Source organism: Streptomyces sp. NPDC092370 (assembly GCF_044755265.1).
Lineage (GTDB): Bacteria > Actinomycetota > Actinomycetes > Streptomycetales > Streptomycetaceae > Streptomyces.
Map to the genome: position 1 here is coordinate 246,657 of NZ_JBIVQO010000005.1, position 13,300 is coordinate 259,956.

Here is a 13,300-nt window from a genome sequence, read left to right on the forward strand (position 1 = left end):
GCGCCATCCGGTCAAACCAGGAGTCGCCGGGAGACACTTGTCCACAGGCTGGGGACAACAACTTGAACCGTACCGGCCGCCCTGACTACCGTGACGTAACTCCGATTCGTTCCCTTATCCCTGCCCCACCCGATTTACATCCCGAGCCGTCCCAGAACCACACGTTCGTGGGACCTGTGAGAGAGCGTGCCCTGTGGCTGACGTACCTGCCGATCTTGCCGCAGTGTGGCCACGCGTATTGGAGCAGCTCCTCGGGGAGGGCCGCAGCCAAGGGGTCGAGGGGAAGGACGAGCACTGGATCCGCCGCTGCCAGCCGCTGGCGCTGGTCGCGGACACCGCCCTGCTCGCCGTACCGAACGAGTTCGCGAAAGGCGTGCTCGAGGGCCGGCTGGCGCCGATCGTCAGCGAGACACTGAGCCGTGAGTGCGGCCGCCCGATCCGGATCGCGATCACCGTCGACGACTCCGCGGGCGACCCCCCGGCCCCGCAGGCCCCACAGGCCCGCCACCAGTCGCGCTACGAGGAGCCCGAGCTTCCGGCCACCCGCCAGGACCGCGAGGGCTACGACCGCAATGACCGGGACGGCTACGAGCGCAATGACCGCGACGGCTATGAGCGCAAGGACCGCGACGGTCATGACCGCCGGGACCGCGACGGCTACGAGGGGTACGGCCGCCACCGGGCCGACCAGCTGTCCGGTCAGGCCGGCGACCAGCTTCCGCCTACGCGCGCAGATCAGCTTCCCTCGGCGCGTCCCGCCTACCCCTCCGAGTACCAGCGCCCCGAGCCCGGCGCCTGGCCACGTCCGTCGCAGCAGGACGAGTACGGCTGGCAGCAGCAGCGCCTCGGATTCCCCGAGCGTGACCCGTACGCGTCACCCGGGCAGGACTCGTACGGCTCCCAGGAGGCGTACAACCCCCAGGACTCCTACGGATCCGGGTCCAAGGACACCTACGGGCCCAAGGACACCTACGGGCCCAAGGACTCCTACGGTCCGCCCTCCCAGGACTACCGCCCCCAGCCCATGGAGCGCCCCTCCTACGAACAGCAGCGCTCCGAATACGAGTCGTCACGCGGCGACTACGAGCAGCGTGACCCGGTTCGCCGGGAGCTGCCCGATCCGCCGGTCGGCTCGGGGCACGTCCACCGGGGCGGCCCGGTCGGCCCGAACCTGCCCACGACCGGTGCGCCCGGCCCGCTGGCAGCGCAGCCCGCGCCGGCGACCGGGCCGGGTGAGCCCACCGCTCGACTGAACCCGAAGTACCTCTTCGACACGTTCGTCATCGGCGCTTCCAACCGCTTCGCGCACGCGGCCGCGGTCGCCGTGGCCGAGGCGCCGGCGAAGGCGTACAACCCCTTGTTCATCTACGGGGAGTCCGGGCTCGGCAAGACGCACCTGCTGCACGCGATCGGGCACTACGCGCGCAGCCTCTACCCGGGCACGCGGGTGCGGTACGTGAGCTCGGAGGAGTTCACCAACGAGTTCATCAACTCCATCCGCGACGGCAAGGGCGACAGCTTCCGCAAGCGGTACCGCGAGATGGACATCCTGCTCGTCGACGACATCCAGTTCCTGGCGGACAAGGAGTCGACGCAGGAGGAGTTCTTCCACACCTTCAACACGCTCCACAACGCCAACAAGCAGATCGTGCTGTCCTCCGACCGGCCGCCGAAGCAGCTGGTCACCTTGGAGGACCGGCTGCGGAACCGTTTCGAATGGGGTCTGATCACGGACGTCCAGCCGCCCGAGCTGGAGACACGCATCGCGATCCTCCGCAAGAAAGCGGTGCAGGAGCAGCTGAACGCGCCGCCGGAGGTGCTGGAGTTCATCGCGTCCCGGATCTCGCGGAACATCCGTGAGCTGGAGGGCGCGCTGATCCGGGTCACGGCGTTCGCCTCGCTCAACCGGCAGCCGGTGGATCTGGGGCTGACGGAGATCGTCCTGAAGGACCTCATCCCCGGTGGCGACGACTCGGCGCCCGAGATCACGTCGACGGCCATCATGGGCGCGACGGCGGACTACTTCGGTCTGACGGTCGAGGACCTGTGCGGCACCTCGCGTGGCCGCGCCCTCGTCACCGCCCGCCAGATCGCCATGTATCTGTGCCGTGAGCTGACGGATCTGTCGCTGCCGAAGATCGGCGCGCTGTTCGGCGGTCGCGACCACACCACCGTCATGCACGCGGACCGCAAGATCCGCAATCTGATGGCAGAGCGCCGCTCCATCTACAACCAGGTCACGGAGCTGACCAACCGGATCAAGAACGGCTGACGGCGGCGGAAGGCCACTGAGGGCGCTCCCGGATTCCTCCGGGAGCGCCCTTCTCGTGTCCGGGCCCGTCGGCGCCAGGGACCCGGAACCGGCCGCTCCCGCGGGCGTGTGGCCCGGGTTTCCGAGCCCCAGGGGGGATCAGCGGCCCCCGCGTCGCGCACCGAGCCGCAACCCGGTGTTCGATTAGTCGCAGGGTTACGGCCTCCCTCCACAGATTCGGCAACTTTCTGCCGTCCACATCCTGGGGACCGGGGAGTTGTCCAGATCGTGTCCACAGGCGCCGCTGTTGAAAGACCATCAGACCAGCTCAGGTGGTTGTGGATTGGTGGACGAAGGATCTCCACAGCCTGTGGACGACGGGGCGATCCACAGGCTGTGCACCGAGTTGTCCACCGGCCGCCCACAGGCTGAGGGCGGTTGTCCCCAGCGATCGGCCTCTTCTCCACATGCCTGTCCACTGTTCGGCAACGTGACGCGCCTCCTCACCGGGTCGAGTGAAAGGCGTCACACGAAGGTGCCGGATTGGGCTGTGGGAAAGGTGGGTAAACCTGGGGACGGCGCTGGGGAGAACTCGCCTCACCCTGTGCACGGTGTGTGCAGAACTTTCTGTTCTCCACAGATGCGCCCGGTTGTCCACCGCCTCCACCCACAGGGTCCGTGGACAAAATTCCCGCCCTGAGCTGGGCAAATGAGGTTATCCACGGTATCCACAGGCCCTACTACTACTCCCAACTAGAGAGAGCTGGGAATCCGTTTCGAAGGGGGCCCTGTGCACAACTCGCTCTTCGGTGCCCGGCCGCCCCTCGTCACGACTTGACCCCGAGAGGCACCTACTGTCAGTGCGGTGCGTCAGACTGGTCCCCGGTGTCCTCCCCTTCACAGGGACCGTCGACACCACGACAGACGACGAGGGCCAGGCAGAGCGAGAAGCGCCGGCAACAGCAGGAGGCGGCAACAGTGAAGATCCGGGTGGAACGCGACGTACTCGCGGAGGCAGTGGCCTGGGCGGCACGCAGCCTCCCGGCCCGTCCGCCGGCGCCTGTCCTCGCCGGCCTGCTGCTGAAGGCCGAGGAAGGCCAGCTGAGCCTGTCCAGCTTCGACTACGAGGTCTCGGCGCGGGTGTCCGTGGAGGCCGAGGTCGACGAGGAGGGCACGGTCCTGGTCTCCGGCCGCCTGCTCGCGGACATCTGCCGCGCGCTCCCCAACCGGCCGGTGGAGATCTCCACAGACGGTGTACGGGCGACCGTGGTCTGCGGCTCCTCCCGGTTCACACTCCACACCCTGCCTGTGGAGGAGTACCCGTCCCTGCCGCAGATGCCGAACGCGACGGGCACGGTCCCCGGCGAGGTCTTCGCCTCCGCCGCCTCCCAGGTCGCCATCGCGGCCGGCCGTGACGACACGCTGCCCGTCCTCACCGGTGTCCGCATCGAGATCGAGGGCGACACCGTCACGCTGGCGTCCACCGACCGCTACCGCTTCGCGGTCCGCGAGTTCCTGTGGAAGCCGGAGAACCCGGACGCCTCGGCGGTCGCCCTGGTGCCCGCCAAGACGCTCCTGGACACCGCCAAGGCCCTGACCAGCGGCGACCAGGTGATCCTGGCGCTGTCCGGCTCGGGCTCGGGTGAAGGCCTGATCGGCTTCGAGGGCGCCGGCCGCCGCACGACGACCCGCCTGCTGGAGGGTGACCTCCCGAAGTACCGCACGCTGTTCCCGACGGAGTTCAACAGCATCGCCGTCATCGAGACCGCCCCCTTCGTGGAGGCCGTCAAGCGTGTGGCCCTGGTCGCCGAGCGCAACACCCCGGTGCGGCTCAGCTTCGAGCAGGGTGTGCTCATCCTGGAAGCGGGTTCCAGCGACGACGCACAGGCTGTGGAAAGGGTCGACGCCCAGCTCGAGGGTGACGACATCTCGATCGCCTTCAACCCGACGTTCCTGCTGGACGGCCTGAGCGCCATCGACTCCCCGGTGGCCCAGCTGTCCTTCACGACGTCCACCAAGCCCGCGCTGCTCAGCGGCAAGCCGGCGCTGGACGCCGAGGCGGACGAGGCCTACAAGTACCTGATCATGCCGGTGCGCCTCAGCGGCTGAGCCCGCCCGGCGGTCGGCAGGACGCCGTGGATCACCGGCTTGTCCACAGGCTGAGGACAAAGCTGCAGGTGAGGGCGTACGAGTGAGCGCGTATGCCCACAGATGTGCGCGAGCGTCCGGGTTTAGGCTCGGACGCGGGTACGAAAGTGCCTCGCGGTACGCACGTGCCGCCACGCCACGTCGCAGAACCTAAGGAACACAACTGATGGAGCTCGGTCTCGTCGGCCTCGGCAAGATGGGCGGCAACATGCGCGAGCGGATACGCCGCGCAGGTCACACCGTCCTCGGATACGACCGCAACCCGGACCTCGCCGACGTCCACAGCCTGGCTGAGCTTGTGGGCAAGCTCAGCGGCCCGCGCGTGATCTGGGTGATGGTCCCGGCGGGCGAGCCCACGCAGTCCACCATCGACGAGCTCGCCGAGCTGCTGGAGCCCGGCGACGTCGTCGTGGACGGCGGCAACTCCCGCTGGACCGACGACGAGAAGCACGCCGGCGAGCTGGCGGCCAAGGGCATCGGCTTCGTCGACTGCGGTGTCTCCGGAGGCGTCTGGGGCCTGGAGAACGGCTACGCGCTGATGTATGGCGGCGACAAGGAGGACGTCGCCAAGGTGCAGCCGGTCTTCGACGCCCTCAAGCCGGAGGGCGACTTCGGTTCGGTGCACGCCGGCAAGGTGGGCGCGGGTCACTTCGCGAAGATGGTCCACAACGGCATCGAGTACGCGATGATGCAGGCCTACGCCGAGGGCTGGGAACTCCTGGAGAAGGTCGACTCCGTGACGGACGTCCGGGAGGTCTTCCGCTCCTGGCAGGAGGGCACGGTCATCCGCTCCTGGCTGCTCGACCTCGCGGTCAACGCGCTCGACGAGGACGAGCACCTGGACGAGCTCCGGGGTTATGCACAGGACTCCGGCGAGGGACGCTGGACTGTGGAAGCGGCCATCGACAACGCGGTGCCGCTGCCGGCGATCACCGCGTCGCTGTTCGCGCGGTTCGCCTCCCGCCAGGAGGACTCGCCCCAGATGAAGATGATCGCGGCGCTGCGGAACCAGTTCGGCGGCCACGCGGTCGAGAAGAAGTAACCGAGCACCGAGGGAGGTCGGCGAAACGACCATGCACGTCACGCATCTGTCGCTGGCCGACTTCCGCTCGTACCCCCGGGTCGAGGTCCCGCTCGACCCGGGGGTGACGGCCTTCGTCGGGCCGAACGGGCAGGGCAAGACCAACCTCGTCGAGGCTGTCGGATATCTCGCCACCCTCGGCAGCCACCGGGTCTCCTCCGACACCCCCCTGGTCCGCATGGGCGCCGAGCGCGCGATCATCCGGGCCCAGGTCCGCCAGGGCGAACGTCAGCAGCTCGTCGAACTGGAGCTCAACCCGGGCCGCGCCAACCGGGCTCGTATCAACAGGTCCTCGCAGGTCAGGCCGCGTGATGTGCTGGGGATCGTCCGGACGGTGCTGTTCGCGCCCGAGGATCTCGCATTGGTCAAGGGCGACCCCGGTGAGCGGCGCCGCTTCCTCGACGAGCTGATCACCGCCCGCTCCCCGCGCATGGCCGGGGTCCGTTCCGACTACGACCGCGTCCTCAAGCAGCGCAACACCCTGCTGAAGTCGGCCGCGCTGGCCCGGCGGCACGGCGGCCGCGCCATGGACATGTCCACCCTGGACGTGTGGGACCAGCATCTCGCGCGCGCGGGCGCCGAGTTGCTCGCCCAGCGCCTGGACCTGATCGCCACGATCCAGCCGCTGGCCGACAAGGCCTATGAGCAACTCGCGCCCGGCGGCGGCCCGATCGCCCTGGAGTACAAGCCGTCCGCGCCGGGCGAGGCGCACACCCGTGAGGACCTCTTCGAACAGCTGATGGCGGCGCTCGTCGAGGCCCGCAAGCAGGAGATCGAGCGCGGCGTCACCCTGATCGGCCCGCACCGGGACGACCTCCAGCTCAAGCTCGGCCAGCTCCCCGCCAAGGGCTACGCCTCCCACGGAGAGTCCTGGTCCTACGCGCTGGCCCTACGCCTGGCCTCGTACGACCTGCTCAGGGCAGAGGGCAACGAGCCGGTGCTGGTGCTCGACGACGTCTTCGCCGAGCTGGACACCCGCCGCCGCGAGCGCCTCGCCGAGCTTGTCGCGCCCGGCGAGCAGGTCCTGGTGACGGCCGCGGTCGACGACGACGTCCCGCACGTGCTCTCCGGGACGCGTTTCGCCGTGTCCGAGGGGACGGTGGAGCGCGTATGACGCAGAACGCACCCGGAGGCTCCCCGAAGCCACCCGAGCCCTCCGGCGTCGACCTCGCCCGCGTGGCGCTGCGGGCCGCCAAGGAAGCCGCACGCGCACGGGGGGACGCGGCGCAGCAGAAGAAGCAGGCGCGCCGCGGCGGTCTGCGCTCCGGCGCGCGTGCCGACGGACGCGATCCCATGGCACTCGGCTCCGCGATCAACCGGCTGATCACCGAGCGCGGTTGGGAGGCGCCGGCCGCCGTGGGCGGTGTGATGGGCCGCTGGCCGCAGATCGTCGGCGAGGACGTGGCCAAGCACTGCGTCCCCGAGAGGTACGACGAGGACGAGCACGTCCTGACGGTGCGCTGCGACTCGACGGCCTGGGCGACGAACCTCCGGCTGCTCGCGCCCACGCTGGTCGCGCGCCTCAACGAGGACCTGGGTCACGGCACGGTGAAGCTGATCAAGGTGCAGGGTCCGGGAGGCCCCGCGCGCCGCTACGGCCCGCTGCGCGCCCCCGGCAGCACCGGTCCGGGCGACACCTACGGCTGAGCGGCACCGGTTTCCCACCCGTCGACAGCACGTGACTGACTTCACATCGAGGGCTTCCGCCTGCTCTTTCGGGGCGCCGGTGACCCTCCCGCCGTGGGCCCGCACACGGTTGCGAATCGCGACCTGACTCCTAAGTAGCCAAGGGTTGACGGCCGGAAGCGCTGAGTGCCTCCGTGAGCCTCTTGGGGCCCCCATCCGTATATCGGGAGTCGGACAAGACCCGTCGAGGGCGGCACATGCGGACTCAGGTACCGGCAAACCCCCATCAGTGTCAGTGCTACCGGTAGACTGGAAGCAATCCCGCCCCAATCGTGGGGACCGTCCGGGAAAAGCTGAGCAACGCTGATCAAGGCTTACCAACGCAACATGCCGCAGCCGCTCCGGCAACCCGCCGACGAGCCTGGCTCGTGCTGTGCCAGAAAGGGCGCTTCGTGGCCGATTCCGGCAACCCCAACGAGAACATCCCGTCCACCGACGCAGGCGTGACCAGCGAGGCGATCACCTCCAACGGCGAGGTCACCGCCTCGTACGACGCCAGTGCCATCACCGTCCTCGAGGGTCTGGACGCGGTCCGCAAGCGACCCGGCATGTACATCGGCTCGACCGGTGAGCGAGGGCTGCACCACCTCGTGTACGAGGTCGTCGACAACTCGGTCGACGAGGCGCTGGCCGGCCACGCGGACACCATCGACGTGACGATCCTCCCCGACGGTGGCGTCCGGGTCGTCGACAACGGCCGTGGCATCCCGGTGGGCATCGTCGCCTCCGAGGGCAAACCGGCCCTCGAGGTCGTGCTGACCGTGCTGCACGCGGGCGGCAAGTTCGGCGGCGGCGGCTACGCGGTCTCCGGCGGTCTGCACGGCGTGGGCGTCTCCGTCGTGAACGCGCTGTCCTCGAAGGTCGCCGTCGAGGTCAGGACCGACGGCCACCGCTGGACGCAGGACTACAAGATGGGCGTCCCCACGGCGCCGCTCGCCAAGCACGAAGCCACCGAGGAGACCGGCACCTCGGTCACCTTCTGGGCCGACCCGGACATCTTCGAGACCACCGACTACTCCTTCGAGACGCTCTCGCGGCGCTTCCAGGAGATGGCGTTCCTCAACAAGGGCCTCACACTCAAGCTCACCGACGAGCGCGAGTCCGCCAAGGCCACCTCCGGGGCGGACGAGGCGGGCGCGGACGAGACCGCCGAGGTCAAGACGGTCACGTACCACTACGAGGGCGGCATCGTCGACTTCGTGAAGTACCTCAACTCCCGTAAGGGCGAGGCGGTGCACCCCACCGTCATCGACCTGGAGGCCGAGGACCGGGACAAGCACCTGTCCCTCGAGGTCGCCATGCAGTGGAACGGCGGCTACACCGAGGGTGTGTACTCCTTCGCCAACATCATCCACACCCATGAGGGCGGTACGCACGAAGAGGGCTTCCGCGCCGCGCTGACCTCGCTGATCAACAAGTACGCGCGCGACAAGAGGCTGCTGCGCGAGAAGGACGACAACCTCACGGGTGACGACATCCGCGAGGGTCTGACGGCGATCATCTCGGTCAAGCTGAGCGAGCCCCAGTTCGAAGGCCAGACGAAGACCAAGCTGGGCAACACCGAGGCCAAGACCTTCGTGCAGAAGGTCGTCTACGAGCACCTCGCCGACTGGCTGGACAGGAACCCGAACGAGGCCGCGGACATCATCCGTAAGGGCATCCAGGCGGCCACCGCGCGCGTGGCGGCCCGTAAGGCCCGTGACCTCACCCGCCGCAAGGGCCTGCTGGAGACGGCGTCCCTGCCGGGCAAGCTCTCCGACTGCCAGTCGAACGACCCCACCAAGTGCGAGATCTTCATCGTCGAGGGTGACTCCGCCGGCGGTTCGGCCAAGTCCGGCCGCAACCCGCAGTACCAGGCGATCCTCCCGATCCGCGGCAAGATCCTGAACGTCGAGAAGGCGCGGATCGACAAGATCCTGCAGAACCAGGAGATCCAGGCGCTGATCTCGGCCTTCGGCACCGGAGTCCACGAGGACTTCGACATCGAGAAGCTGCGCTATCACAAGATCATCCTGATGGCGGACGCCGACGTCGACGGTCAGCACATCAACACCCTGCTGCTGACCTTCCTGTTCCGCTTCATGCGGCCGCTGGTCGAGGCCGGGCACGTGTACCTCTCCCGCCCGCCGCTCTACAAGATCAAGTGGGGCAAGGACGACTTCGAGTACGCGTACTCCGACCGCGAGCGCGACGCCCTGATCGAGATGGGCCGCAACGCCGGCAAGCGCATCCGCGAGGACTCGGTCCAGCGCTTCAAGGGTCTCGGTGAGATGAACGCCGAGGAGCTGCGCATCACGACCATGGACCAGGAGCACCGCGTCCTCGGCCAGGTCACCCTCGACGACGCCGCCCAGGCCGACGACCTGTTCTCGGTCCTCATGGGCGAGGACGTCGAGGCCCGCCGCGCGTTCATCCAGCGCAACGCCAAGGACGTCCGCTTCCTCGACATCTGAGTCGGTCTCAGCTGACCGCATCAGGAAGGATCTTCACCAGCAATGACCGACGAGAACACTCCCGTGACGGCGCCCGAGGGTGACGCCCTGGCCATGCGCGTCGAGCCCGTCGGGCTCGAGACGGAGATGCAGCGCTCGTACCTCGACTACGCGATGTCCGTTATCGTCTCGCGTGCGCTGCCGGACGTCCGCGACGGCCTCAAGCCCGTCCACCGCCGGGTGCTGTACGCCATGTACGACGGCGGCTACCGGCCCGAGCGCGGCTTCTACAAGTGCGCCCGCGTGGTCGGCGACGTCATGGGCAACTACCACCCGCACGGCGACTCCTCGATCTACGACGCGCTGGTCCGCCTCGCGCAGCCGTGGTCGATGCGCATGCCGCTCGTGGACTCCAACGGCAACTTCGGCTCCCCGGGCAACGACCCGGCCGCGGCCATGCGGTACACCGAGTGCAAGATGGCGCCGCTGTCGATGGAGATGGTCCGCGACATCGACGAGGAGACCGTCGACTTCACGGACAACTACGACGGCCGCTCCCAGGAGCCGACGGTCCTGCCGGCCCGCTTCCCGAACCTGCTGATCAACGGCTCGGCCGGCATCGCGGTCGGCATGGCGACCAACATCCCGCCGCACAACCTGCGCGAGGTCGCCGCCGGCGCCCAGTGGTACCTGGAGAACCCCGAGGCCTCGCACGAGGAGCTGCTGGACGCGCTCATCGAGCGCATCAAGGGCCCGGACTTCCCGACCGGCGCGCTCGTCGTCGGCCGCCGGGGCATCGAGGAGGCGTACCGCACCGGTCGCGGCTCCATCACCATGCGCGCGGTCGTCGAGGTCGAGGAGATCCAGAACCGCCAGTGCCTGGTGGTCACGGAACTCCCGTACCAGGTCAACCCCGACAACCTCGCGCAGAAGATCGCCGACCTGGTCAAGGACGGCAAGATCGGCGGCATCGCGGACGTCCGTGACGAGACGTCCTCGCGCACGGGCCAGCGTCTGGTCATCGTGCTGAAGCGGGACGCGGTCGCCAAGGTCGTGCTGAACAACCTCTACAAGCACACCGACCTGCAGACGAATTTCGGCGCCAACATGCTGGCGCTGGTGGACGGCGTGCCGCGCACCCTCTCGCTCGACGCGTTCATCCGCCACTGGGTGACCCACCAGATCGAGGTCATCGTCCGCCGTACGCGCTTCCGGCTGCGCAAGGCCGAGGAGCGGGCGCACATCCTGCGCGGTCTGCTGAAGGCTCTGGACGCCATCGACGAGGTCATCGCGCTGATCCGGCGCAGCGACACCGTCGACATCGCCCGCGGCGGCCTGATGAGCCTGCTGGAGATCGACGAGATCCAGGCCAACGCCATCCTCGAGATGCAGCTGCGCCGACTGGCCGCCCTGGAGCGCCAGAAGATCGTCCAGGAGCACGACGAACTCCAGGCGAAGATCAACGAGTACAACGAGATCCTCGCCTCCCCGGTTCGCCAGCGCGGCATCGTCAGCGCCGAACTGACCGCGATCGTCGAGAAGTTCGGCGACGACCGCAAGACGACGCTGATCCCCTACGAGGGTGACATGTCCATCGAGGACCTGATCGCCGAGGAGGACATCGTCGTCACGGTCACCCGGGGCGGCTACATCAAGCGCACCAAGACCGACGACTACCGCGCCCAGAAGCGAGGCGGCAAGGGCGTGCGCGGCGCGAAGCTCAAGGAAGACGACATCGTCGACCACTTCTTCGTGTCCACCACGCACCACTGGCTGCTGTTCTTCACCAACAAGGGCCGTGTCTACCGCGTCAAGGGCTACGAGCTGCCCGACGCCGGCCGGGACGCGCGCGGTCAGCACGTGGCGAACCTGCTCGCCTTCCAGCCGGACGAGGCGATCGCCGAGATCCTGGCGATCCGTGACTACCAGGCGGTTCCCTACCTCGTCCTGGCCACCAAGGCCGGACTTGTGAAGAAGACGCCTCTGAAGGATTACGATTCGCCCCGTTCCGGCGGTGTGATCGCCATCAACCTTCGCGAGGGTCAGGACGGTTCGGACGACGAACTGATCGGAGCCGAACTGGTCTCGGCGGAGGACGATCTGCTTCTGATCAGCAAGAAGGCGCAGTCGATCAGGTTCACGGCCTCGGACGACACCCTGCGGCCCATGGGCCGTGCCACCTCGGGTGTCAAGGGCATGAGCTTCCGCGAGGGTGACGAGCTGCTCTCGATGAATGTTGTTCGACCCGGTACGTTCGTGTTCACTGCCACAGACGGCGGGTACGCGAAGCGGACCGCCGTCGACGAGTACCGCGTCCAGGGTCGCGGCGGCCTCGGCATCAAGGCTGCCAAGATCGTCGAGGATCGTGGGTCCCTCGTCGGCGCGCTGGTGGTCGAGGAGACCGACGAGATCCTCGCCATCACGCTGTCGGGCGGTGTGATTCGTACGCGAGTCAACGAGATCAGGGAAACCGGCCGTGACACCATGGGCGTCCAACTGATCAATCTCGGCAAGCGCGATGCCGTCGTGGGCATCGCTCGTAACGCCGAGGCGGGACGCGAGGCGGAAGAGGTCGACGGCGACGTGGTCGTCGACGAGACCGCCGAGGGTGCCGTGAACACCGGCACGGACGAGGGTGAGGCGCCCTCGGCCGAGTAGGCACGAGGAGTGAGTCAGCGTGAGCGGAGCCACGGGCGCCGGACCGGCCGGTACCTCAAGGGGTACGGAAGCGGACGACGGCGGTCGTGGCTCCGCCGCGCGTGCGGCGGACCCGCACACGACCAACCTCAGGGCGATCAAGTCCCCGGCCAAGGGCGCGCCCTCGCCTGACGCGCATGAATCACAGGGGGGAACTGTGACGGACAGCCGAGGTCCGCAGACCCAGCAGCACAAGGCCGGCGCGGGCCCGTCCGTCTCCGGCACACAGCCGCAGCCGGCCGCCCAGGAGCCGGGCACGGCCTCCCCCTTGCCCGGGGAGCGGCAGGCGCAGCAGGCGGCCGGGCCGTACCACCCGCCGCAGGCCTACCCGGCGCAGCAGGCGGCCGGGGGTGCCGGTACCGGCGCCGCACGGCGTCCCCGCACGGGAGCGCGCACCACTCCGCGGGTCCGCAAGGCGCGGCTGCGGGTGGCGAAGGCCGACCCGTGGTCGGTGATGAAGGTCAGCTTCCTGCTCTCCATCGCCCTGGGCATCTGCACGATCGTCGCGTCCGCGGTGCTGTGGATGGTCATGGACGCGATGGGCGTCTTCTCGACGATCGGCGGCACGATCTCCGAGGCCACCGGCTCGAACGAGTCCAACGGCTTCGACCTGCAGGCTTTCCTGTCGCTGCCGAACGTCCTGATGTTCACGTCGATCATCGCGGTCATCGACGTGGTCCTGGCGACGGCTCTCGCGACACTCGGCGCGTTCATCTACAACCTGTCCGCGGGCTTCGTGGGCGGTGTCGAGCTGACGCTCGCCGAGGACGAGTGACGTCCTTTGACGTTGTCCCGACAACCGATTTTGGGACTGCGCATGTCGTGCGCTAATCTTCAGGAGTCAGCGCGCGGGACACACACCGCAGAGCGCGGCGGGGCTATAGCTCAGTTGGTTAGAGCGCATCCCTGATAAGGATGAGGCCACAGGTTCAAATCCTGTTAGCCCCACCAGCGAAAAGACCCCCAGTCGATACCGGCTGGGGGTCTTTGACATCCATGGCTGAC

General features: G+C 68.3%; 8 protein-coding genes and 1 tRNA gene. All 9 read left to right on the plus strand.

Annotated features, from left to right (window positions below):
- The first annotated feature begins 193 nt into the window (after nucleotides 1-193).
- On the plus strand, nucleotides 194-2,272 hold the full coding sequence (gene dnaA / locus ACIQHQ_RS18030) for a chromosomal replication initiator protein DnaA (protein ID WP_402612880.1): 2,079 nt from the start codon (nucleotides 194-196) through the stop codon (nucleotides 2,270-2,272).
- 957 nt (nucleotides 2,273-3,229) lie between these two features.
- On the plus strand, nucleotides 3,230-4,360 hold the full coding sequence (gene dnaN, locus ACIQHQ_RS18035; RefSeq protein WP_402612881.1) for a DNA polymerase III subunit beta: 1,131 nt from the start codon (nucleotides 3,230-3,232) through the stop codon (nucleotides 4,358-4,360).
- Nucleotides 4,361-4,565: 205 nt separating this feature from the next.
- Entirely contained in the window at nucleotides 4,566-5,441 is an 876-nt protein-coding gene (gene gnd, locus ACIQHQ_RS18040) for a phosphogluconate dehydrogenase (NAD(+)-dependent, decarboxylating) (protein ID WP_402612882.1), read from the plus strand.
- Between the two features lie 31 nt (nucleotides 5,442-5,472).
- Entirely contained in the window at nucleotides 5,473-6,594 is a 1,122-nt protein-coding gene (gene recF, locus ACIQHQ_RS18045; RefSeq protein ID WP_402612883.1) for a DNA replication/repair protein RecF, read from the plus strand.
- Nucleotides 6,591-7,127, plus strand: a complete 537-nt coding sequence (locus tag ACIQHQ_RS18050; RefSeq protein WP_402612884.1) for a DUF721 domain-containing protein — start codon at nucleotides 6,591-6,593, stop codon at nucleotides 7,125-7,127. Before recF ends, ACIQHQ_RS18050 begins: the two co-directional genes overlap by 4 nt.
- Before the next feature lie 431 nt (nucleotides 7,128-7,558).
- Nucleotides 7,559-9,619 carry a DNA topoisomerase (ATP-hydrolyzing) subunit B gene (gene gyrB / locus ACIQHQ_RS18055; protein WP_402612885.1) on the plus strand — a complete coding sequence of 687 codons (2,061 nt, stop codon included), beginning with the start codon at nucleotides 7,559-7,561 and terminating at the stop codon, nucleotides 9,617-9,619.
- A 42-nt stretch (nucleotides 9,620-9,661) separates the two neighbouring features.
- Nucleotides 9,662-12,256, plus strand: a complete 2,595-nt coding sequence (gyrA, locus tag ACIQHQ_RS18060) for a DNA gyrase subunit A (RefSeq protein WP_402612886.1) — start codon at nucleotides 9,662-9,664, stop codon at nucleotides 12,254-12,256.
- Nucleotides 12,257-12,275: 19 nt separating this feature from the next.
- Nucleotides 12,276-13,070: a DUF3566 domain-containing protein gene (locus ACIQHQ_RS18065; RefSeq protein ID WP_402612887.1), complete on the plus strand. Its 795-nt coding sequence runs from the start codon at nucleotides 12,276-12,278 to the stop codon at nucleotides 13,068-13,070.
- A gap of 99 nt (nucleotides 13,071-13,169) precedes the next feature.
- Nucleotides 13,170-13,246 (plus strand) — tRNA-Ile (locus ACIQHQ_RS18070).
- Nucleotides 13,247-13,300: the final 54 nt, after the last annotated feature.